This is a genomic window from Polynucleobacter sp. HIN5 (genome assembly GCF_030297555.1).
GTDB lineage: Bacteria > Pseudomonadota > Gammaproteobacteria > Burkholderiales > Burkholderiaceae > Polynucleobacter.
On record NZ_AP028136.1, the window covers coordinates 1508194 to 1531132 of the forward strand.

At 48.2% G+C, this 22939-nt stretch carries 23 protein-coding genes and 1 pseudogene; 10 read left to right on the top strand and 14 right to left on the bottom strand.

Annotated elements, in window-relative coordinates; genetic code table 11:
* The first annotated feature begins 4 nt into the window (after positions 1-4).
* Together QUE61_RS07605 and QUE61_RS07610 are read left to right on the top strand one after the other, a co-directional pair.
* A complete protein-coding gene (locus QUE61_RS07605) occupies positions 5-799 on the top strand; it encodes a glycosyltransferase family 2 protein (protein ID WP_286306635.1) in 795 nt (264 codons plus the stop codon).
* Positions 796-1923, top strand: a complete 1128-nt coding sequence (locus QUE61_RS07610; RefSeq protein WP_286306636.1) for a glycosyltransferase family 9 protein — start codon at positions 796-798, stop codon at positions 1921-1923. The genes QUE61_RS07605 and QUE61_RS07610 overlap by 4 nt, the downstream gene beginning before the upstream one ends.
* On the opposite strand, the gene QUE61_RS07615 is transcribed toward QUE61_RS07610, so the two are convergent.
* Together QUE61_RS07615 and alaS are read right to left on the bottom strand one after the other, a co-directional pair.
* Positions 1920-2147, bottom strand: coding sequence for a sulfurtransferase TusA family protein (locus QUE61_RS07615; protein WP_108509395.1), 228 nt, complete (start codon positions 2145-2147; stop codon positions 1920-1922). The two genes, QUE61_RS07610 and QUE61_RS07615, sit on opposite strands and share 4 nt — an antisense overlap.
* 56 nt (positions 2148-2203) lie before the next feature.
* Positions 2204-4831 (bottom strand): alanine--tRNA ligase, encoded by a 2628-nt coding sequence (alaS, locus tag QUE61_RS07620; protein WP_286306637.1) that lies wholly within the window; start codon positions 4829-4831, stop codon positions 2204-2206.
* 133 nt (positions 4832-4964) lie between these two features.
* Between alaS and QUE61_RS07625 the strand changes: the two genes are divergently transcribed.
* The 3 genes from QUE61_RS07625 to QUE61_RS07635 all read left to right on the top strand — a co-directional run bounded on the left by QUE61_RS07625 (position 4965) and on the right by QUE61_RS07635 (position 8815).
* A complete protein-coding gene (locus QUE61_RS07625; RefSeq protein WP_286306638.1) occupies positions 4965-5423 on the top strand; it encodes a tripartite tricarboxylate transporter TctB family protein in 459 nt (152 codons plus the stop codon).
* 20 nt (positions 5424-5443) lie between these two features.
* Positions 5444-6949: a tripartite tricarboxylate transporter permease gene (locus tag QUE61_RS07630; RefSeq protein WP_286306639.1), complete on the top strand. Its 1506-nt coding sequence runs from the start codon at positions 5444-5446 to the stop codon at positions 6947-6949.
* 102 nt (positions 6950-7051) lie between these two features.
* On the top strand, positions 7052-8815 hold the full coding sequence (locus tag QUE61_RS07635; RefSeq protein ID WP_286306640.1) for a glutamine--tRNA ligase/YqeY domain fusion protein: 1764 nt from the start codon (positions 7052-7054) through the stop codon (positions 8813-8815).
* Here QUE61_RS07635 and QUE61_RS07640 read toward each other — a convergent pair whose 3' ends face one another.
* On the bottom strand, positions 8816-9727 hold the full coding sequence (locus QUE61_RS07640; RefSeq protein WP_286306641.1) for an SDR family oxidoreductase: 912 nt from the start codon (positions 9725-9727) through the stop codon (positions 8816-8818).
* Between the two features lie 38 nt (positions 9728-9765).
* Between QUE61_RS07640 and QUE61_RS07645 the strand changes: the two genes are divergently transcribed.
* Complete coding sequence (locus tag QUE61_RS07645; RefSeq protein WP_286308334.1) at positions 9766-10812, top strand: CDP-6-deoxy-delta-3,4-glucoseen reductase; 1047 nt, start codon at positions 9766-9768, stop codon at positions 10810-10812.
* A 57-nt stretch (positions 10813-10869) separates the two neighbouring features.
* On the top strand, positions 10870-12069 hold the full coding sequence (locus QUE61_RS07650) for an acetylornithine transaminase (RefSeq protein ID WP_286306642.1): 1200 nt from the start codon (positions 10870-10872) through the stop codon (positions 12067-12069).
* On the opposite strand, the gene QUE61_RS07655 is transcribed toward QUE61_RS07650, so the two are convergent.
* The 8 genes and pseudogenes from QUE61_RS07655 to QUE61_RS09555 form a co-directional block, all read right to left on the bottom strand.
* On the bottom strand, positions 12066-12824 hold the full coding sequence (locus QUE61_RS07655; protein ID WP_286306643.1) for an ABC transporter ATP-binding protein: 759 nt from the start codon (positions 12822-12824) through the stop codon (positions 12066-12068). The two genes, QUE61_RS07650 and QUE61_RS07655, sit on opposite strands and share 4 nt — an antisense overlap.
* Positions 12821-13588, bottom strand: coding sequence for an ABC transporter ATP-binding protein (locus tag QUE61_RS07660; RefSeq protein ID WP_286306644.1), 768 nt, complete (start codon positions 13586-13588; stop codon positions 12821-12823). The genes QUE61_RS07655 and QUE61_RS07660 overlap by 4 nt, the downstream gene beginning before the upstream one ends.
* Positions 13585-14694: an ABC transporter permease subunit gene (locus QUE61_RS07665; RefSeq protein ID WP_286306645.1), complete on the bottom strand. Its 1110-nt coding sequence runs from the start codon at positions 14692-14694 to the stop codon at positions 13585-13587. The genes QUE61_RS07660 and QUE61_RS07665 overlap by 4 nt, the downstream gene beginning before the upstream one ends.
* A complete protein-coding gene (locus QUE61_RS07670) occupies positions 14687-15622 on the bottom strand; it encodes a branched-chain amino acid ABC transporter permease (RefSeq protein ID WP_286306646.1) in 936 nt (311 codons plus the stop codon). Before QUE61_RS07670 ends, QUE61_RS07665 begins: the two co-directional genes overlap by 8 nt.
* Before the next feature lie 48 nt (positions 15623-15670).
* Positions 15671-16825 (bottom strand): branched-chain amino acid ABC transporter substrate-binding protein, encoded by a 1155-nt coding sequence (locus tag QUE61_RS07675; RefSeq protein WP_286306647.1) that lies wholly within the window; start codon positions 16823-16825, stop codon positions 15671-15673.
* 30 nt (positions 16826-16855) lie between these two features.
* Positions 16856-17815, bottom strand: coding sequence for a 4-hydroxy-3-methylbut-2-enyl diphosphate reductase (gene ispH, locus QUE61_RS07680; protein WP_286306648.1), 960 nt, complete (start codon positions 17813-17815; stop codon positions 16856-16858).
* A gap of 9 nt (positions 17816-17824) precedes the next feature.
* Positions 17825-18094: an FKBP-type peptidyl-prolyl cis-trans isomerase gene (locus QUE61_RS09550; RefSeq protein WP_353506513.1), complete on the bottom strand. Its 270-nt coding sequence runs from the start codon at positions 18092-18094 to the stop codon at positions 17825-17827.
* A 9-nt stretch (positions 18095-18103) separates the two neighbouring features.
* Positions 18104-18271: pseudogene (locus QUE61_RS09555) on the bottom strand (peptidylprolyl isomerase); the annotation flags it as partial.
* A 36-nt stretch (positions 18272-18307) separates the two neighbouring features.
* Between QUE61_RS09555 and radC the strand changes: the two are divergent.
* The 3 genes from radC (at position 18308) to rpmG (ending at position 19512) form a co-directional block, all read left to right on the top strand.
* Positions 18308-19003, top strand: a complete 696-nt coding sequence (radC, locus tag QUE61_RS07690) for a RadC family protein (protein ID WP_353506510.1) — start codon at positions 18308-18310, stop codon at positions 19001-19003.
* A gap of 97 nt (positions 19004-19100) precedes the next feature.
* Complete coding sequence (gene rpmB / locus QUE61_RS07695; RefSeq protein WP_108508948.1) at positions 19101-19334, top strand: 50S ribosomal protein L28; 234 nt, start codon at positions 19101-19103, stop codon at positions 19332-19334.
* Positions 19335-19344: 10 nt separating this feature from the next.
* Positions 19345-19512: a 50S ribosomal protein L33 gene (rpmG, locus tag QUE61_RS07700; protein WP_108508949.1), complete on the top strand. Its 168-nt coding sequence runs from the start codon at positions 19345-19347 to the stop codon at positions 19510-19512.
* Between the two features lie 50 nt (positions 19513-19562).
* Here rpmG and QUE61_RS07705 read toward each other — a convergent pair whose 3' ends face one another.
* The 3 genes from QUE61_RS07705 to purN are packed head-to-tail and all read right to left on the bottom strand — an operon-like array spanning position 19563 to position 22911.
* A complete protein-coding gene (locus QUE61_RS07705; RefSeq protein ID WP_286306651.1) occupies positions 19563-20768 on the bottom strand; it encodes a DesA family fatty acid desaturase in 1206 nt (401 codons plus the stop codon).
* 51 nt (positions 20769-20819) lie between these two features.
* Positions 20820-22265 carry an RsmB/NOP family class I SAM-dependent RNA methyltransferase gene (locus tag QUE61_RS07710; RefSeq protein WP_286306652.1) on the bottom strand — a complete coding sequence of 482 codons (1446 nt, stop codon included), beginning with the start codon at positions 22263-22265 and terminating at the stop codon, positions 20820-20822.
* A gap of 13 nt (positions 22266-22278) precedes the next feature.
* Positions 22279-22911, bottom strand: a complete 633-nt coding sequence (gene purN, locus QUE61_RS07715; RefSeq protein WP_286306653.1) for a phosphoribosylglycinamide formyltransferase — start codon at positions 22909-22911, stop codon at positions 22279-22281.
* Positions 22912-22939: the final 28 nt, after the last annotated feature.

Sequence of the window (22939 nt, forward strand, 5' to 3'; positions counted from 1 at the left end):
GTTTATGTTCAAAATCTCAATCCTACTTGCCACCTATAACTGGCCTGAGGCTTTGCGTTTTTGTCTCGAATCATTAGAAACTCAAACCGATCGAAACTTTGAGATCATCATCGCCGACGATGGCTCAAAACCAGAGACCGCAACGCTAATTCATTCAATGAAGGAGCGCTCCAAGCACTCGATTCAACATATGTGGCAAGAGGATCAAGGGTTCCGGAAAACGATGATTCTTAATCAGGCCATCCGGGCCGCCCAAGGTGAATACCTCATATTCTTAGATGGTGATTGCATTGTGCAACCTGATTTTGTAAAGCGTCACCGTCAGCTTGCCAAGCCGCGAATAATGGTGACTGGCAGTCGCGTACTTCTTAGCGAATCATTAACCCAAAAGATCCTAAGTTGGCCACAGTGGAACTTCGCAGCCTTCAAAAGCAATTTAATTAGCTATCGCTTAAATGGTGGAATTAATAAGTTCTGGCCCATCGTGCTGAAATTGGGTTCGGGTGCATGGCGCATTTATCAGAAATTTGTTTGGCGCCGCATTAAAGGTTGCAATATGGCATGCTGGAAAGAGGATGCACTGGCAATTGGTGGTTTTGATGAGTCTATGACTGGCTGGGGTCACGAAGATGCTGATTTTGTCTTTCGTTTGCAACAAGCTGGCATTCGACGTCAATCTGGTGCATGGTCAACCGAAGTATTTCATCTGTTTCACCGAATCTCTGATCAGTCCAAGGCTGCTGAGAATGCACAGCGAGTCCGTGAAAAAATCATGGCCAAGGCTGGTATCAAGGTATGAACGATCCAAGCCGAGTTCTTTTTATCGCCACGCGACAAATTGGTGATGTACTGGTCACCACACCCCTAATCCAAGCGGCTCGCCGAATTTGGCCTAAGGCTCAATTTGATTTCTTGGGTTATCGCGGTAAGCTCGATATGCTCAGGGGCAATCCGGAAGTTCGTGAACTGATTGAAACCTCCGAGCATCCCAATCCCTGGGAATATCTCAAACTCTTTAACCGTTTGTTCCAACGTTACGATCTAGCGATCATCACCCAGCCTAGTGATCGAGCCTATTTTTTCGGTTCACTCGCAGCGCTTCGCCGAGTTGGCGTGGTGGTGCAAGATACTCCAAAGAGCCGACAAAAAAGTGCATGGAAGCGCTTTGTCTGCATGCACTCAGTTCCCGTCGATTATTTTGATCAGCACGTCATTATTGAAAAACTCAAGCTTCTCGAGCCCTTCTACCGCGCCAAGGGTCTCGACCTTTTTGCAAATCCAATCTCGGTGACTCCTCCCATCGGCCAAGTCCTTACCCCGGTAATACAAAGCCAACTATGTCATCCGTATGTGGTTATGCATCCAGGTCCGCTCAATGGCTATAAGCGCTGGCCTTTGGCGTATTGGGCTCAATTGATTAAAGAGCTTGTCGCCCAAAAATATCAAGTGGTCTTGAGTGCATCGCCTGCAGAGCAGGATCTCTCCCTCAACCGAGATATTCTTTCCTTGCTCGACCGCGAGGCCGTACCATCGGTTGTTGATAGTAAAGGGCAGCTCAACTTGCCCCAAGTTAAAACCTTGATAGATGGTGCGGCTTTATATATCGGTGTCGATACATCAGTAACGCATCTTGCCGCCGCCTGCGAAATCCCAACGATTGCTTTATTTGGACCCACACCACCCACTAATTTTGGCCCGTGGCCCAATGACTTTATTGGTGAGCGCCCTTATCAACTTCGGGATCGAACCCAAATTGTAGGCAAGGTATGTATCTTGCAAGGTCCGGGCGATTGTGTTCCCTGCCGAAAGGCAGGCTGCTTTGATACGGCCAATAGCAAAAGTGAATGCCTTGACCTGCTGGAGCCCAGTCAAGTAATCGAGGCTACTAGAAAAATGCTGAGTCGAAGTACTCGGTCGTCTTAACGTCGCTTGACGTAAAACACCATTGTGTCGCCCTCATTATCTGTGGCGATGAGTTCATTACCGGTTTGCTTACAAAAGGCAGGAATATCATGCGTCGCGCCCGAATCAGTTGCCTTGAGTTTTAAGACCTCACCGGTTTGCATTTCTGCGAGAGTTTTCTTGGTACGCAAAATAGGCAAAGGGCAGTTCATGCCAATGGCGTCCACTTCGCGATGAACCACAATCGAGCTTGCTTCACTCATTTCATTCTCCTAATTCACACCATTTTAGCGACGAATCACTAAATCCGCTCGGCAACCCATGCATCGACAGCAGCGAGCGCTTGACTTAAACCGCTGGGATCGCTACCACCAGCCATGGCCATTTCGGGCTTACCGCCACCCTTACCGCCTACTTGCTGGGCCACAAAATTCACGAGTTCGCCCGCTTTGATCCGATTGGTCGCATCACTGGTCACCCCAGCAATGAGGCTTACCTTGCCATCGTGAACCGCGGCCAAAACAATCGCGGCTGACTTTAATTTCGCTTTCAAGGCATCCATCGTGTCGCGCAATACCTTGGCATCCGCTGAATCTAATTGAGCGGCCAAAACTTTGATACCTTGTAAATCTTTTGCCTGGTTAATCAAATCCTCACCTTGGCTAGCGGCTAATTTAGCGTTTATACGCTCCAGCTCGCGCTCGACATGTTTGAGTTGATCTTGCAGCTGGCTAACACGTTGCGGCAGATCATGAGGAGCCGTCTTTAATAATTGTGCTGCCTCTTGCATCTTCGATTCAAGACCGTGAACAAAATCCATTACGTTTGTACCGGTCACCGCTTCAATCCGACGAATACCAGCGGCCACTCCGCCCTCAGAAATAATCTTAAAGCTGCCAATATCACCTGTTCTCTTGACATGGGTTCCGCCGCATAACTCTTTAGATGAACCAATTTCCAGTACGCGCACACGCTCACCATACTTTTCGCCAAAGAGCATCATGGCTCCAGTCTTTTGTGCATCCTCCAGAGCCATCACATTGGCAGTGGTTGCTGTATTGGTCAAAATCTCATGATTGACCATCTGCTCAATGCGAGTGATCTCTGCTTTTGTTATGGGGGCAGTATGCGTGAAATCGAATCGAGTCTTCTCCGCATCGACCAAGGAGCCCTTCTGTTGAACATGATCACCAAGGACCTCGCGTAAAGCTTTGTGTAGTAAATGGGTCGCGCTGTGATTGCGCATCGTTTTGGCACGCAAGCCCGTATCCACACGCGCCTCAACCACATCCCCAAGCTTTAACTCGCCTTCTTGAAGCTCGCCTTGATGTCCAAACACATCGGCCTGGATCTTAAAGGTATCCGCTACGATGAATTGCGATTGCTCAGTTCGTAACTCGCCACGATCGCCGACTTGACCACCAGACTCCGCATAAAACGGGGTGCGATTGAGGACCACGACTGCACTTTCGCCCGGCCGAATCGAGTCGACTGGGCTACCATCACGATACAAAGCGGTGATGCGAGCATCCTCAATCAATACTTGCTCGTATCCCAAGAATTGAGTGGGTTCACCCCGATAATCTAAGCCCTGAGCCATCTTAAATTTACCGGCAGCCCGTGCTTGATCACGTTGGCGTTGCATGGCCGCCTCAAAGCCAGCTGAATCGACACTGACTCCGCGCTCCCGACAAACATCAGCCGTGAGATCAAGGGGGAACCCAAATGTATCGTGCAGACGAAACGCGGTTTCTCCATCTAAGACTTTTTGGTTATTTTGAAGCGCAGCTTCTAGGATCTCCATACCATTGGCAATGGTCTGGAAAAAACGTTCCTCTTCTTGTTTGAGCACATCCATGACCCGCGCTTGCGCTTGGCGCAACTCTGGATATGCATCGCCCATTTCAGCGACCAGGGCGGGTACTAACTGATGAAAGAAAGCTTGCCTTGCACCCAACTTATACCCATGACGGATAGCACGCCGCGCAATGCGCCGCAATACATATCCACGCCCTGCGTTTCCAGGAATGACTCCATCGACCACAATAAAACTGCAAGCGCGAATGTGATCTGCAATCACTTTCAGCGATGGGCTGTCTAGATCACAACCATTTGCCCCGGCGCGATCAACCGCGTCCTTTGCCGCTTGCAGAAGATGAACAAATAAATCGATTTCATAGTTGGAGTGCACATGCTGCAAAACAGCAGCAATCCGCTCCAAGCCCATACCAGTATCGACACTGGGCTTGGGCAAGGGATGCATCTCACCGGCCTCATCGCGATTAAATTGCATGAAGACGTTATTCCAGATCTCAATGAAACGATCGCCATCCTCATCCGGGCTACCCGGTGGGCCACCAGCAATTTCTGGACCATGGTCATAAAAGATTTCAGTGCATGGCCCACAGGGTCCAGTGTCACCCATCATCCAAAAATTGTCTGATGCATAACGTGCGCCCTTGTTATCGCCAATGCGCACGATACGCTCTTTCGGTACGCCAATTTTTTTTGCCCAAATATCATAGGCTTCATCATCCTCGGCATAGACGGTGACCCATAACTTATCTTTGGGTAATTTGAAAACTTGGGTTAGGAGCTCCCAAGCAAATTCAATCGCATCCTCTTTGAAATAATCCCCAAACGAGAAATTACCGAGCATCTCAAAGAAGGTATGGTGACGAGCGGTATATCCGACGTTATCAAGATCATTATGTTTGCCGCCAGCACGAATGCACTTTTGAGCCGTAGTTGCCCGCTGATAGGGTCGCTTATCAAACCCCAAAAAGACATCTTTAAATTGATTCATCCCAGCATTCGTAAATAGCAAGGTGGGGTCATCCCCTGGAACCACAGGGCTGGAGGCCACGATTTGGTGACCCTTGGAGGCAAAATAATCGAGGAAGGCTTGGCGGATTTCGGAGACTTTCATCCGCAGAATTATCGCATTGGCACAGAATTAGGGCAAACCCTTAAAGATGCCCATACTCAATCCCTTACAATCACAAATCGACTAAAAATAGCCCTTTACGAAAAGGCAGCAATTGCTACAAAGGAGACAAATTTTGAATATTCGTAATAAAAAGGATTTTGGCGCTGGGATCATGTACATGGTCTTTGGTTTATTTTTTGCGCTTAATGCCTTGAATTACAAAATGGGTACTGCTGCCAAAATGGGTCCAGGTTACTTTCCATTTTGGCTTGGGGCACTACTAACCGCTCTCGGCTTTTTCATTATTTTGAAATCAATGTCATCCAAAAATACGAAAGAGGATATCGGTACTTGGAATTGGAAAATTGTGATTTGGATTGCAGGATCGGTAGCCCTTTATGGATTGCTATTGCCAACGCTCGGTTTTATGTTATCTATTTTTATTTTGGTACTCGTTTCTGCTAGCGCGAGCCATGAATTTACTTGGAAAAGTACGGTACTAAATGCAATTTTCTTAGTGACTTTTACATATCTTGCATTTGTACAGGGATTAAACCTGCAATTTCCTTTACTCCCAACCTTTCTCGAATAACCGATTGAACGGAATAACAAATGGAATTAATAAATAATCTTTCATTGGGCTTCGAGACTGCATTTACGATGCAGAATCTCATGTACTGCTTCATCGGTTGCTTGCTTGGTACTCTAATTGGTGTCTTACCTGGTCTTGGCCCGATTGCGACGATCGCTATGCTTTTGCCAGCAACCTATGCCCTACCTCCAATTGCTGCGCTCATTATGTTGGCCGGTATTTACTATGGTTCGCAATATGGAGGATCAACAACGGCGATCTTACTCAACATCCCTGGGGAAACATCCTCAGTGGTAACCGCGATTGATGGCTACCAAATGGCTAAACGCGGACGCGGAGGAGTTGCTCTGTTTACTGCGGGCATGGGTTCATTTTTTGCTGGCTGTGTCGCTACTTTAATTTTGGCAGGTTTTGCCGCACCCCTTGCGGAAGTTGCATTTAAATTTGGTCCTGCTGAATACTTTTCTCTGATGGTTCTTGGATTAATTGGCGCTGTGGTCTTAGCCTCTGGCTCTCTAGTTAAAGCGGTTGGCATGATTTTATTAGGCCTGCTGCTTGGCCTCATTGGTACCGACGTGAACTCAGGCGTTGCACGTTACTCCTTTGACATTCCTCAGCTAACCGATGGTATCGGTTTCGTTTCAGTTGCAATGGGTGTTTTTGGCTTTGCTGAAATCATGCTCAACTTAGAGAAAAAGGGTGCGGACGAATCCTTTCTAAATAAAGTAACAAGTCTAATTCCTGCATGGTCGGATATCAAACGAATGGTTCCATCGATTTTGCGAGGTACTACGATTGGCTCATTACTCGGTATTCTGCCTGGTGGTGGAGCTGCCCTAGCTGCGTTTGGCGCATATACCGTTGAGAAAAAAGCGTCAAAGCACAGCGATGAATTTGGCAAAGGGGCGATTGAAGGCGTTGCTGGACCAGAAGCTGCAAATAATGCTGCAGCACAAACTTCATTTATCCCTTTATTAACACTTGGTATTCCACCCAATGCCGTGATGGCCCTCATGGTTGGCGCTATGACTATCCATAACATTCAACCAGGCCCTCAGGTAATGACGAGCAATCCGACCCTATTTTGGGGTCTGATTGCATCCATGTGGATCGGCAATATTATGCTGATCCTCCTCAACCTCCCTCTAATTGGTATTTGGGTCAAGCTTTTGAAGGTTCCGTATCGCATGCTCTACCCAGCGATCTTGGTCTTCTGCTGTATCGGGGTCTATACAGTTAATAACTCGATATTTGATATTTTTGTGACCGCAAGTTTTGGAATCATTGGCTATATGTTCTTTAAATTTGGTTGCGAGCCGGCACCACTGTTATTGGGTTTTGTATTGGGTCCCATGATGGAAGAAAATTTCCGTCGCGCGCTCCTACTATCTCGTGGCGACTTTACAACCTTCGTCACTCGGCCGCTCTCTTTGAGCCTCTTGATTGCAGCTGCTCTTTTACTGATAATTGTTACTCTTCCAGCGATTAAAAAGAGTCGTGAAGAAGTATTTACTGAGGAGTTATAGGACTTTCCTAAAATTTACTTTGTTTATTTATCTGGCCCGCTGTTGCGGGCCTTATTTTTTGACATCCAGAACTAGTCAAGCGGTCTTCTCTACAATACTGGGATGTCTACGCAATCTGCAAACCCGGTTGAGCCCTCTAACTTCTTACGGCAAATCATTGATCATGATTTGGCTAAAGGTATCTATGCCAATCGCGTTGATGCAAATGGTAAGCCCCTACCGGCCGTAGTCACCCGCTTTCCACCAGAGCCTAACGGCTACTTGCATATTGGCCACGCCAAAAGTATTTGCCTCAACTATGGCCTAGCGAGAGACTATGATTCACTGCCTTCGGGTGGCCGCTGCCATATGCGACTTGACGATACCAATCCCACCAAAGAGGATGTGGAGTATGTCGACAGCATCTTAGATGCGGTGCGTTGGCTGGGGTTTGATTGGCACCACAAAGGCGTCGAACATTTGTATTACGCCAGTGATTACTTCGAGCGCCTTTATGAGTTTGCGCAAATCTTGATGCGCCATGGCAAAGCCTATGTCGACAGTCAAAGCGCAGAGGAAATTCATCAAAATCGCGGTAACTTTTCTACGCCGGGCGTTAATAGCCCCTATCGAGATCGCTCGGCTGACGAGAACATCGCGCTTTTAGAGAAAATGCGTGCCGGTGAGTTCCCCGATGGCAGTCATGTGGTGCGTCTAAAGATTGATATGACTCACCCCAATATCGTGATGCGTGACCCAGTCATTTATCGTATTCGTCATGCTCATCATCATCGCACCGGCGATCAGTGGTGCATTTACCCTTTGTACGACTTTACTCACTGTATTTCAGATGCGCTTGAGAATGTTTCACACTCAATTTGCACTCTCGAATTTGAAAACAATCGTCCGCTCTATGATTGGATTCTCAACAGTCTGAAAGAGTGCGGAGTATTTGGCGGTCCCTTACCCCATCAATACGAATTTGCCAGACTCAATCTCACGTACACCATTACGAGTAAGCGTAAACTCCTGCAACTCGTCGAGGAAGAACGCGTTGACGGCTGGGACGATCCTCGCATGCCCACCATCGTCGGAATCCGCCGTCGCGGTTATACGCCAGAAAGTATTCGTTTATTTTGTGAGCGAATTGGCGTATCCAAAGCCGATAGCTGGATTGATATGAGTGTTCTCGAGCAAGCCTTACGCGATGATTTAGATGCGCGGGCTCCTCGCGCCAGCGCAGTCTTAGCTCCACTAAAACTCGTAATTGAAAACTATGATGATGCCGCAAAAGAACCCTGTTCGGCTCCCAAGCATCCACATCATCCCGAATGGGGCAAACGCGAGTTTCATTTTGGGCGTGAGCTGTGGATTGAAGCCGATGATTTTCAGATGAATCCAGAAAAAGGGTTTTTCCGTCTTTTCCCACCCAAGGATGGAGTTGCTGGTGGGCGCGTACGCTTACGTCATGGCTTTGTCATCGAGTGTACTGGCGTCAAACTCGATAACCAAGGTAAGGTCACTGAGGTTCATGCTCGCTATTTCCCTGATAGCAAAAGTGGTACACCGGACTCTAATAATTACAAGGTGAAGGGGAACATACACTGGATTAATGCTAAAGAAGCTGTACCCGTTGAGGTTCGTTTATACGAGCATTTATTTACCGATCCACACCCCGATAGCGGTGATAATGATTTTCTGAGCTTTATCAATCCGGATTCCAAAAAGGTGATTCAGGCCTATGTGGAACCCAGTATGCAGAGCGCCGAGCCTGAAGATCGCTTTCAATTTGAGCGGCATGGCTACTTTGTGGTTGATCGCAAAGATAGCGTACCAGGAAAGTTAGTCTTTAATCGCAGCGTTGGTCTAAAAGACAGCTGGAAATAATTACAAGGTTTTTAAATAGTCCTTGACCCGAGGGTATTTCAGGGGACGCTTTAGTTCCCCTATTCGTTGATTACGCACTCGCCGTGACTCAGCCATGAATGACCACATCATGGGGCCCACCCGAGCACGCACTTCATCGGGCGGCAATCGCTGGGGCTTTGGCAAATGCAATGCGCTGGCAACCTCATCAAAATAATCGCCCATTTTTTGCTCACTACCATCGCATGCATTAATCACGCGTTGCGGTTTACCGATAAATAAGGCCGCGCAGATGAGCCGAGCAAGATCGTCCGCATGAATATGGTTCGAATACGCATCAAATGGCTCTTGCAAAGCAGGGGTGTTGTTTTTTAAGCGCTCGATCGGTAAGCGATTGGGTCCATAAATTCCAGGCACACGCAAAATGGTTAATGCAACACCTTGTGAAGCTGCCCAATAACGGAGTGTTTGCTCTGCATCAACGCGTCGCTTCGCCCGCAGACTGGTAGGTTGTAGTTGACTAGTCTCGTCGACAAAATCACCATTGCAATTGCCGTACACTCCGGTCGTACTGATGTAGACCAGACGTCTGACAGAACGCCCCTGCTGGGATAAAATTTGTATTAAATTGCGGGTGCGTTGATCGAACTCACCATCTTGCGCTGGTGGAGCTAGATGAATGACCGTTGTTGCTAAATGGGCAATTCGCCATAAAGTCTCAGAGTGGTCAAGATTTCCCTTAATGGGTGTGATGCCATGCTTTCGAAGCTCGGCAAAGCGCTCAGGACTGCTGCTTAATGCGAAGATCTTGGGTCGACTTTGCGATTGAGCGAGCGTATGTCCTTGCAGTTGCTGCGCAACCCGAATACCGATATCACCGCATCCAATGATGAGGATACGGGGACGACGAAATTGGCTGGATTTGGACATCATAGAATTAACATCGTAATGATTTATTGGGAGAAGTGGAATTGCAGTACCAGGTGGAACTAAAAAAGAGTGGCAGAACATTCACAGTGGAAGAGGATGAGACTGTTCTGGAAGCGGCCATCCGCCAGGGCGTTCAACTACCCTATGGCTGCAAAAATGGCGCCTGTGGCTCATGCAAGGGAAAAGTGCTCGAAGGCCGAATGGAGCATGGAGACCACAGCCAAAGTGCCCTGAGCGCCCTCGACGAAACCGCGGGGGCGACCCTTTTGTGCTGTGCCCACCCAAAATCCAATGTGCTGATTGATGTTCGCGAAATCCAGGGCGGAGGGGATATTCCTGTGCGCAAAGTACCCTGTCGGATTCAGGTGATTACATATCCAAGCAATGATGTTGCAATTCTGCAACTGCAACTGCCTGCAAGTGAACGTTTTCAATTTTTAGCCGGTCAGTATCTGGAGTTTTTACTTAAAGACAATAAGCGTCGTGCGTATTCGATTGCCAGCGCGCCGCATCAAGAGGGCCCCATTGAGTTGCATATTCGCCATCTGCCAGGCGGTCTCTTTACTGACCCCCTCTTTGGTCAAGGGGCGGATGGAAAATCAATCAAAGAAAAAGATATCTTGCGTTTTGAAGGTCCCCAAGGAAGTTTTTTCTTGCGTGAAGACACTCAGAAACCAATTATTTTCTTAGCATCCGGTACGGGCTTTGCGCCGATCAAATCCATTCTGCTACACATGCGTGAAAAGAAAATTGATCGTGAGATCTATTTCTACTGGGGCGGTCGACGCCCCAAAGATCTCTACATGGATACTCTTTGCCAGGAGTTTGCTAGCACCCTGCCTCGCTTCCATTACATTCCGGTTATTGCCGACGCCTTACCTGAGGATCACTGGACCGGCCGGACAGGCTTTGTTCATCACGCTGTAATGGCAGACTTCCCAGATCTCAGTGCATTCCAAGTCTATGCCTGTGGTGCCCCGATTGTGATTCAATCGGCCCAAACGGATTTTGTAGAGCAATGCGGCCTGCCCGAGGATGAGTTTTATGCTGACTCGTTTACCAGCGAAGCTGATCTAGCGCATGCCTAATTCCATGATCTTTGGGCTGAATTCCCTTTTTACACCGATCTTTTGTATGATTGTGCTATGAATCAACTTTCTGATCCCCGTCCTGTTGATGCCCATTCGGTGATGTATATCACCAAGCGGCCCGACATCATCATGATGGAGGGTAAGGGTTCGTGGTTGGTTGATCAAAATGGCAAGCGCTACTTGGACTTCCTCCAAGGATGGGCCGTGAATTGCTTGGGGCACTGCAATCCTGGCATTGTTGCTGCGTTAAATGAGCAAGCTCAGAAATTAATTAACCCTAGTCCAGCGTTCTATAACGAACCGATGATTCGGTTATCCGATTTACTGACGAGCCATAGCTGCTTTAACAAAGTATTTTTTGCTAATAGTGGCGCCGAAGCCAATGAGGGCGCTATTAAGCTTGCCAGAAAGTGGGGGCAAATCCACAAAGGCGGTGCTTATGAAATTATTACCTTTGATCATAGTTTTCATGGGCGGACCTTAGCAACGATGAGTGCATCGGGCAAGCCGGGCTGGGATACTCTCTTTGCCCCCCAAGTGCCAGGCTTTCCGAAGGCTGATCTCAATGATATTGAATCGGTTAAGCGCTGCATCACCGATCAAACGGTTGCCGTCATGCTTGAGCCTGTCCAGGGTGAAGGTGGCGTCATTCCTGCTGATGATGCCTTCATGAAAGAACTGCGCCAGCTCACTAAAGAACGCAATCTATTGCTCATCGTTGATGAAGTGCAGGCTGGTTTTGGAAGAACCGGTAAATTGTTTGCCTACCAACACTTTGGGATTGAGCCCGACATCATGACCCTTGGTAAAGGAATTGGTGGAGGCGTGCCACTCGCGGCCCTTTTATGCACCGATGCAGTCGCCTGCTTTGTGCCTGGCGACCAAGGTGGTACCTACAACGGCAATGCTTTGATGACTGCGGTCGGGATTAGTGTGATTGAACAACTCTTAGCTCCTGGCTTTTTGGACTCAGTGATTCAAAAAGGAGCATTCCTGCAAAGTGAATTACTGAAACTTTGCTCTGAGTTCGGGCTAAAAGGCGAGCGTGGCAAAGGTCTTCTTCGGGCTCTCATGCTCGGTAAAGATATCGGCCCCTCCTTGGTCGAGCTTGCAAGAGATTACGAGCCCGAGGGCTTACTGATTAATTCGCCTAGACCCGATCTACTGCGCTTTATGCCTGCACTCAATGTCACCGAAGAGGAAATCCTCACGATGTGTGCTACCTTGCGGGTCTTGCTAAAGAAACTGACTTAAGTCTCTTTGGCCTCTTTAGTTTTTATATCCACACCCAAATACGCTTCACGGACCCGGTCGTCATTGAATAACTGATCGGCTGATCCCGATAAGGTAATCGCTCCACTCTCCATCACATACGCTCGGTCTGCCATGGATAAGGCCAAGCGGGCATTTTGCTCGACGAGCAAAATCGTCATGCCCTGCTGATTGAGCTTTTGAATCACCTCAAAAATGGTTTCTACCATCAGTGGTGCCAGCCCCATCGAGGGCTCATCCAATAAGAGAAGCTTTGGCTTAGCCATCATGGCCCGAGCCATCGCTACCATTTGCTGCTCACCACCAGAGAGGGTGCCAGCCAATTGCGACAAACGTTCGCGCAGGCGCGGAAAGGTTGCCAGTACTACCTCAATGTCGCGGTCAATACTCTCCGACAATTGAGAACCCTGGCGGATGTACGCACCCATTTGCAGGTTCTCCAAAATGGTCATTCTGGCGAACACCCCCCGGCCTTCTGGCACCAATCCAATCCCAAGCTCGGCCAACTCATAGGCCGGCCGCCCCCCTATGGCGTGCCCTAAGAATTGAATCGATCCGGCGCTTGGCTTGAGAAGGCCAGCGATTACTTTTAGCGTCGTTGTTTTGCCCGCACCATTTGCGCCGATCAAGGTAACCAACTCTCCAGCGTTAATATAAAAATCAATCCCTTTAACGGCGGCAATTCCTCCATACGACAACTTTAGATGCTTGAGCTCTAAAAGAGGTGTTGTGCTCATGCTGCCGCCCCGCCCAAGTAAGCTCGGATCACCTCTGGATGACTGCGTACCGCATCGGGCAATCCATCGGCAATCACCTTGCCATAATCAAGCACCGTCAAATGATCACAAAGACTCATTACGAGATGCACATCGTGCTCAATGAGCAAAATAGTTTTGCCATCAGCTCGGATCTTTAGGATTAATTCTTTTAGTTCCAGCTTCTCGCTTGCATTCATCCCGGCTGCCGGTTCATCAAGAGCCAATAAAATCGGTTCAGTAGCTAAGGCGCGCGCAATTTCAAGACGTCGTTGGTAGCCGTAGGATAAATTTTTAGCCTTATGCCGCGTGTAGTCTTGCAAGCCAACATACGCGAGCAAGGCAAGTGATTTTTCACGGATAGCGCGCTCTTCACGGCGATTGGATTGCGTACCCAAGATAGCGCCCCACATCCCAATCGAGGAGCGGCAATGGCATCCCACCATGACGTTCTCTAGTGCAGTCATCTCTTTAAATAAGCGAATGTTCTGAAAGGTTCTAGCAATACCTGCTTGGGTGACCTGAGATACTGAATGGGGAGAATACGGCCGGCCCTGGAGCTCAAATGTTCCCTGATCGGCCGGATATAAGCCGGTGATGACATTAAAGAAAGTGGTCTTGCCAGCTCCATTGGGACCAATCAGTCCTCCAATTGCTCCAGCGCGCACACGAATGCCCACATCATCAAGCGCCTGAATGCCTCCAAAGCGCTTCGATACTCCAGAAATCGTTAAAAGATCGCTCATCCGTTTGAGGCTTTCAAGGTGTCCGGTTTTTGCCAAATGCCATTGGGTCGATAGAGCATGATGAGGATCAGCGCTAAGCCATACAGTAACTGACGAATAATTTCGGTATCGACGAGGACCGATCCAAAGAGAAACTGCTGAATGGGGGCAGCGATGCTACGCAAGAGTTCAGGGAAAACAGCGAGTAAGATTGCCCCAAGAATCACCCCGGGAATATGCCCCATACCGCCCATCACCACCATGGCTAGAACCACAATGGATTCCCATAGGGTGAACGACTCAGGCGACACAAAGCCCTGAAAGGCGGCAAATAATACCCCTGCGGCACCTGCAAAACTTGCGCCAATCGCAAATGCCAGTAATTTCATATTACGAGTCTCAATGCCCATTGCTTCCGCGGCGATCTCATCCTCACGAATCGCTACCCATGCGCGACCAATGCGGGAATGCTCTAGACGTGAGCAAACCAAAGCAACCAGTACGGCAAGGATTAAGAAAAAATAGAAGAGTAAATACAGCGAAGGAATCTCTAGGCCCCAGATGCTGATTGGCTTTGAGAGCTTGATACCAAAGAGGTCAATTGGATCAATGTTGCCAATCCCCTTAGGCCCATTTGTCAAATTAAGGGGGCGATCCAGATTATTTAAGAAGATCCGAATAATTTCCCCAAACCCTAAGGTCACAATCGCCAAATAATCGCCGCGTAACTTTAACGTTGGAAATCCTAGAAGCACTCCAAAGATCGCAGCTAGGCCAAAAGAGAGGATGAGTGCGCCCCACAATGGAAAATGAAGTCCTGCAGGAAAAAGTGCGGCAATCGCAGGAAATTGGGTGGTGAGATGGGGCGAGGCCAGCAAAGCATAACTATAGGCGCCTACTGCATAAAAAGCGATGTAGCCCAAATCAAGTAAGCCCGCAAAACCAATCACCACATTGAGGCCTAATGCGAGAACGATGTACAGCAAGGCAAAATCCAAAACGCGAACCCAGTAGTTGCCGCCAACCGAGCCCACAATCCATGGTAGCGCTAATAATATGATCGCACTGACAACCCAAAATCGTTGTTGATCACGACGAGATGTGCGATAAAAAAGTTGTTTAAGCACGATCCGATACTCGCTCACCCAATAAACCGCGAGGCCTAAATACCAACACTAAGATTAAAACCATGAAGGCAAAAATATCTTGATAGTTAGACCCTAAGAGACCTCCAGTCCAATCGCTAATGTATCCAGCCCCAATTGCCTCGATCAGACCAAGTAAGAGTCCACCTAACATCGCCCCCTGAATATTGCCGATGCCTCCCAGCACTGCAGCCGTAAAGGCTTTTAATCCAGGAATAAATCCCATTGAGAAATGCACATTGCCGTAATTAGTTGCCATCATGATCCCAGCAAGGGCCGCAAGTGCACCCCCCAACATAAACGTGATCGAAATGACCTGGTTGGGATTAACGCCCATTAGTGCAGCCACATTCGGTTGCTCAGCAGTTGCGCGCATCGCCCGTCCGAGCTTGGTCTTTTGGACAATCAAGAGCAATAAAGCCATGACCGAAAAGGACGTAATAATAATCACAATTTCCTTACCCGTAATGGTTGCCCCTAAACCAAAGACATCGATAGGTGTTGAGGGCAATAGCTGTGGATAGGTCATGGGATTGCGTGACCAGATCATCATGGCCAAAGTTTGTAATAAAACCGAGACGCCAATCGCAGAAATCAATGGTGCCAAACGAGGTGCATGGCGCAACGGCCGATAGGCAAAACGCTCAATCAAATAGCTGACCATGGCGCACACGGCCATGGTCATCAATAAAACTAGAACCAATACTACCCATGGTGGCAAACCCAGTGGTAATTGCGTAATCAGCGTAATCAGGGTGAGCGATACCATGGCTCCGATCATGAGAACTTCGCCATGGGCAAAATTAATGATTCCCAAGATCCCATAGACCATGGAGTAGCCCAATGCAATCAAAGCATAGATACTGCCCAGTACTAGGCCATTCAAAATCTGCTGCAGCAGAATATCCATCAACAGTCAGCCTATAAAAAATAAGCACCGCAGTGGGTGCTTATTGTCTTATTGGATCTTAATAATATCGAGGACTGACTTCTTCTTGTCCTTGTAATCGTACAGCGTGATAACACTCTCTTTGAGATCGCCTTTACCATCAAAAGCAATGTTACCAATCAAACCCTTGATTTGCGTTTGCGGCATAGCAGCCAGGATCTTCGCTGACTCAACTGAGTTAGCCCGTTTCATCGCATCCACAATTACATAAACCGCATCATAGGAAAATGGTGCATAGATATCGACATCGATATTGAAGCGCTCTTTATATTTCTTCTGGAACTCTGGGCCCGCTTCCATTTTTGCAAGAGCCATAGCTGCTTCTGAGCAAACCACGTTGTTAATTGCGTCACCAGCCAGTTCGGCTAATTTATCGGTACAAATTCCGTCGCCACCCACAATTTTGGCTTTGATCCCCAACTCCTTGGCCTGCTTAGCTAAGGGGCCACCCGTGGCATCCATTCCGCCATACATGATGACATCAGGCTTACCGGCCTTCACTTTAGTGAGAATGGCCTTAAAGTCAGTTGCCTTGTCATTGGTCGCCTCGCGGGGCAATACTTTAATACCAGCTGCTTTGACCGTTTTCTCAAACTCGTCAGCAAGGCCCTTGCCATATTGGGTCGAATCATCAATGATTGCCACCACTTTTGCTTTTAAATTCTTGGCCACATAATCGGCCAAAGCTGGGCCCTGTTGCGCATCGGTCGCCACCAAACGAAAAGCGGTTTTGAAGCCCTGCTTGGTATATTCAGGATTAGTTGCCGATGGAGAAATTTGGGCAATGCCAGCATCATGGTAAATCTTTGATGCAGGAATCGTGGTCCCAGAGTTTAAGTGACCCACCACTGCTACGACTTTCGCATCAACTAATTTTTGAGCAACTTGAGTAGCGGTCTTGGGATCCGCGGCATCATCCTCCGGAACTAGCTTTAGCACCACCTTCTTACCATTGATGGTTAGCCCCGCCTTGTTGATTTCCTCAACCGCCAAAACTGCACCGTTTTCATTTTGCTTACCCATATGCGCAATGGATCCAGTCAGTGGAGCCACATGACCAATCTTCACGTCGCCATCATTGGCCTTGCCTCCACAAGCTGCTAATAATCCAACTGTTGTAAGCGAAAGTACGCTATATGAAAACACCCTTTGATATGGTTTCATGGGCAAATCCTCCAAGTGAATGAATAGAGATTAAACAGGATGCGTCAGGTTTTTTGGTAAAGAGAAGGTTACATCCTCCACAACCCCATCCAAAGATCGAATGTGACGTGGACCAAACTCTTGAATACGAGCCACGATCGCTTGCGCGAGACTCTCTGGTGCAGATGCACCTGCGGTTAAACCAACACGCTTCTTACCTTCAAACCATTCGGGGCGAAGCTGATCGGGCGCATCAACCATGTAGGCCGGTACGCCTAATTTTTCAGCCAATTCGCGCAGACGATTAGAATTCGAGCTCGCCTTACTTCCCACGACAATCACCAATTGAACTTGGGGCGCCATGAATTTCACGGCATCTTGTCGATTTTGAGTAGCGTAACAAATATCCTGCTTTTTTGGTTGAATAATTTTGGGGAATTTTTTGGTGAGTGCATTCACAATTTCTTTCGTTTCATCCACCGAAAGAGTCGTTTGGGTCACAAATGCTAAACGCTCATCAGCAGAAAAATTGAGTTTTTCTACATCGGTCAGGTTTTCAATCAAAACAATTCCACTATCAACCTGTCCCATGGTTCCCTCAACTTCTGGGTGGCCAGCATGACCAATCATGAATACCGTAAACCCATCTTTGCACAACTTCACCACTTCAACATGCACTTTGGTCACCAAGGGGCAGGTTGCGTCATACACTTGCAAGCCTCGCTCGGCAGCGTCTTGGCGAACCTGCTGGGAAACCCCGTGGGCACTGTAGATCACTATCGCTCCACGCGGAATTTCATCGATCTCGTCAACAAATATGGCACCCTTCGCACGCAATTCATCAACCACATATTTGTTATGCACGATTTCATGACGCACATAAATCGGTGCACCAAAACGACTGAGAGCCTCGTTCACGATGTTGATCGCTCGATCGACGCCGGCACAAAATCCCCTGGGCTGCGCCAAGAGTATTTCAGCACTTTCAGACGGTAAAGGATTACTTTGCATGGATCTTGATTACAAAATGGCAATAATTTCTGCTTCAAAACTTAACTGCTTACCTGCGAGAGGGTGGTTGAAATCAAACCACGCACCCTCCTCATTAATGGATTGCAGTACACCTGCATATTGTGCACCGCTAGGCGCATTAAATTCAATCATATCGCCCGGGGCAAATTCTGGAACTTCATCGGTATTGGCTAACAATACATCCATACCCACCCACTGGATGAGCTCGGGCTTGTGCTCCCCAAACGCATCTTGCGGGCTTAGAACAGCCGAGCGCATTTCACCAACTTTCGCGCCAAGTAAAACCCTCTCAAAACAGGGGGCGAATTGACCCGTACCCAATTGCATCGTCGCCGGCCGATCGTCGAAGGTGTTGATGTAATCCTCCCCGCCAGGGAGGGTCAATCGATAGTTGATGGTCAAGAAAGAATCGGGGGAAACGGTAGGCTCACTCATGCTGCCATTGTAGCCAGAGAGACACAGAATCACCCAATCTCGCAATGGCCAAAAGCACAACAGCCCCGTGAGAAATTAATCCGCCAAGGCGCCGCCTCCCTATCTGATGCTGAGCTCTTAGCTATTTTTCTGCGGTCTGGGGTTAAAGGTAAAAGCGCTGTTTCATTGGCACAAGATTTGCTCAGTCAATTCGGAGGGATGCAAGGCCTCGTGAACGCACCTGTTTCTGATATTTACCGCTGCCATGGGATAGGGCCGTCAAAATGGGCTCAAATCAAGGCCGCTTATGAGCTGGTGAAACGCTGCCTTCATGAAAGCCTCTCTCAACAAGCGATATTCTCATCCTCAACCCAAGTCAGGGAGTTTTTACAAACCAAAATTGCCAGACTGGAGCACGAGGTATTTCTTTGTCTGTATTTAGACAACAGCAATCGCCTCATCGAGTGCCAAGAGCTCTTTCGGGGATCGATTGATCAAACCGCCATTTACCCCAGAGAAATCATTAAAGAATGTCTTAATCGAAATGCTAGCGCCCTGGTGATTGCCCACAACCACCCTGGGGGCAACCCACTTCCCAGCCCCAATGATGAGGCCATTACCCACGAACTAAGGCAAGCACTCCGCTGGGTCAATATTGCGCTCCTGGACCATTGCATCGTGGCAAAGCATGGTTTTTTCTCATTTTCGGATGCAGGTTTAATAGAAAGGCCTATAAATGAGAGTGTTTACTAACTTTTTGCCGTGATCCAGTCGGAATAGTGAGGAAACTCTAGCGCCAAAGACCAGATGCCTGCTACAATCGATGTTTTTCGTACTGAAGGAGTGTGTCATGGCAAAAGTTTGCCAAGTCACTGGGAAAAAGCCGATGGTCGGCAACAATGTTTCCCATGCAAACAACAAAACAAAGCGTCGCTTTTTGCCTAATTTGCAAAATCGTCGTTTCTGGGTTGAGTCTGAAAATCGTTGGGTTAGCTTACGCTTAACCAACGCCGGACTTCGTTTAATTGACAAGAATGGTATTGATTCTGTTTTGGCAGATCTTCGTGCCCGCGGACAAGTTTAAGGACTGAGTAATGGCTAAAGGCGCACGCGAGAAAATCAAGTTAGAGTCGACCGCAGGTACTGGTCACTTTTACACTACCACTAAAAACAAACGCACCAAACCCGAGAAAATGGAGATCATGAAGTTTGATCCAAAAGCTCGTAAGCACGTTGCTTATAAAGAAACTAAGATTAAGTAATTCGTCTTAACGTCAAAACTAAAAACCCGTTCATATGAACGGGTTTTTTATTAGGCTGGATTAGAGTAGCGCCGCAAGCGAAGCGAAAATTCCTTGAGGGAGTGTGGACCAGCCTCTTCGGCCCGATTACACCATGAACGCAGCTGTCCCAGCAATTGCTCACGAGTGGCGTTTGAGCGCCCCCAAATTGCATGCAGCTCACGACGCATCTCAATCATCTTGCGCAACTGAGAATTGGTTTTCATAAGTTCTTCGAGTTTTTCTTTCTCACGCACTGTCAATTTAGCTTCATCCTTATAAAGCCAATCGCGCGCATCCTTCAGGTGCGATGCAAATTCCTGCATGTGCTGAAACTCATTTGCAATGCACTGCTTTAGGGTCTTGCTATAACGCGCCATGATCTCGTAGCGATTAGCAATAATAGCCTCTAAGGTTTTATCATCCGCAGGACGCACTTCAGAAAGAACGGGCTTGGGAGGGACTTTTTTCACCTTTGCCAAACCGAGTGAGCGCAAGGCGCATATGTAAACCCAGCCAATATCAAACTCGTACCATTTATTCGATAACTTGGCGCTCGTTGCATACGTATGGTGATTGTTATGAAGTTCTTCTCCACCAATCAGGATACCCCAAGGCACGATATTGGTTGATGCATCCTCACAGTCGTAGTTCCGATATCCCCAATAGTGGCCGATTCCATTAATGACGCCTGCGGCAGTAATGGGGATCCAGAGCATTTGCACAGCCCAAACGGTTGCGCCAATCGCACCAAATAAAAATAAATCGATGATGAGCATCAGGCCAACGCCTTGCCATGTAAAGCGCGAATAGAGATTGTGCTCAATCCAGTCATCGGGAGTACCGTGACCAAATTTTTCCAGTGTCTCTTTCTTTGCTGCCTCGACTTTGTAAAGCTCTGCACCGCGCAAAAGAACAGTATCGATTCCTAAAACTTGCGGGCTATGTGGATCTTCAACGGACTCGCACTTCGCATGATGTTTACGGTGAACCGAGGCCCACTCCTTAGTTACCATTCCAGTAGTGAGCCATAACCAAAACCGGAAGAAATGAGAGGGAATGGCATGAAGATCGAGTGCTCGATGCGCCTGGCAACGATGTAAAAAAATCGTAACACTGGCAATCGTAATGTGGGTCATGACCAGGGTAAAGATCACGATCTGCCACCAAGCCCAGTCCAAATAACCGTGGGCCAACCACTGGATCAATCCATCGTGCAAACTAGAAATGGCGCTCATCTCCAAATAAATCTCCCTGATTAACTGCGATCATGCTTCTAACCCTCAATTTTAAGGCTTTCGCTGCAAAATTGCCCCAAAGAATCCGTCGGTTCCATGCCTAGAAGGCAAAAGTTGCCACCAAGGCTTGTCCTTACTGGTGCCAATCGGAATTCCATCATGTAAAAAATGATGCCCGAGGACCTCTTTAGCGGATAAAAGCTCAAAATCGGGATGTTTTTCGAGGAAAAGGTTCACAAGCTCTTGATTTTCTTGATCTAAGAGGCTGCAGGTGGCATAAACCAGTCGCCCCCCTGGCTTTAGCAAACGGGCTGCCGACTCCAAAATAGATAGTTGGGTAGGAGCTAATTTGGCGATCTCGGTTGGCGTTTGGCGCCACTTGAGGTCGGGATTGCGTCGCAAGGTCCCCAATCCACTGCAAGGAGCATCCACTAAGACCCGATCAATTTTTCCTGCAAGGCGCTTAATTCTGGGGTCTCTCTCACTATCAATCCACATGGGATGCACATTGGATAGGCCGCTTCGCGCTAAGCGCGGTTTTAAGTTGGCTAAGCGTCGCTCTGAGGTATCAAATGCATAAAGGCGGCCGGTATTGCGCATCATCGCACCCAGGGCCAAAGTCTTGCCACCGGCTCCAGCACAAAAATCAACCACCATTTCTCCCCGCTTGGGATCGAGCAAGTGACACAAGATTTGGCTACCCTCATCCTGGACCTCAAACAAGCCGTCTTTCATCCAGGTCGAGCTTTGTAAAGCAGGTTTCCCAAAAATACGAATTCCCTCTTGAGAGTAAGGTGTTGGGTGGGCCTCAAACCGATTCGCACTTTGATTCATTTGCATCAGTAATTGATCGCGCGAGGTCTTTAAAGTGTTCACACGCAAATCCAGTGGCGCCGGCTTCATAAGAGACTCAGCCAAACGACCAGCCTCTTCCTCACCAAAAGACTGAACCATCGTGTTCCAAAGCCATTCCGGCAAATTATGTTTTACCAATCGCCCCAGCGCATCACGATCAACTTGGCCAAAACGACTGAGCCATTCATACTCCTCCTTTTGGACAACAAAGGCCAAATCAGCGAGTGCGCTCTCTAGCCGATTTGCGGTCCCAAGCCCCCCTTCGGATAAGGCTGAAACCAGGCCCAGCAAGGCTAAGCGGCGAGCTAAGGAACCAGAGCCACTGGCTGCAAATTGAGAAAACTCCTGCTTGCGGCGCAATACAGAAAACGCAGCCTCAGCGATTAAGGCACGATCCCGATTACCTAATTTAGGATGCGCCCGAAAGTAACGACTAACAACCCGATCAGCAGGCTGATTAAATTGCAATAATTCGGGGAGCAACTGTTCGAGATGCAAAACGTGCTGCGGTAATGCCTTTGCATGCGAGTAATTTTTTTGTCCTTGGGGATTAATCAATACAGGCGCTTTGGCATCCTTACTCTTTGCATACTTCTTTTCTTTCGAAATCTGCTTTGAAGTGTTAGAGGAGAATCGCGTCATGAACTCGCCGTTCTTATGGAAAAGGAATGTACTGTAACTCAGGTGGGTCAACACTCACTCGATTACCCGCAATCTGTAAACGCCCCTCAATAAACCACTCAACCGCTAATGGATAAATTTGATGCTCCGTCTTTAAAACCCGCGCAGCCAACTCGCTTGGTGTATCGGTAGGTAGAACAGGGACCTCACTTTGACAAATAATGGGGCCCTCATCTACGCCAGCGCTGACAAAATGGACCGTGGCACCGTGCACCCGATCCCCGGCCTCCAAGGCCCGTTCATGGGTATGCAAACCAGGAAAACGTGGCAATAAGGAGGGGTGGATGTTCATCATGCGCCCCTCATAGTGCCCAATGAACCCTGGGGTTAGGATCCTCATAAAACCAGCCAAAACAACGAGATCTGCACCAAAGGCATCAATTTGCTGCATCAATGCCTCGTCAAAGGCCTCCCGGCTTAAATAGCTCCGGTGATGAATCACCGCGGTGGGAATGCCAACCGACTTTGCAAATTCGAGTCCCTTGGCCTCGGGCTGATTGGCAATTAAGCCACTAAATCGCACATCCCATGATTTTGCTTTTGCGGCCTTGTAAATTGCCTCGAAATTAGAGCCACGCCCTGAAATTAAAGAAACGATTGAATGCATGACCAACAATATAATTCAAGGCTAGCCT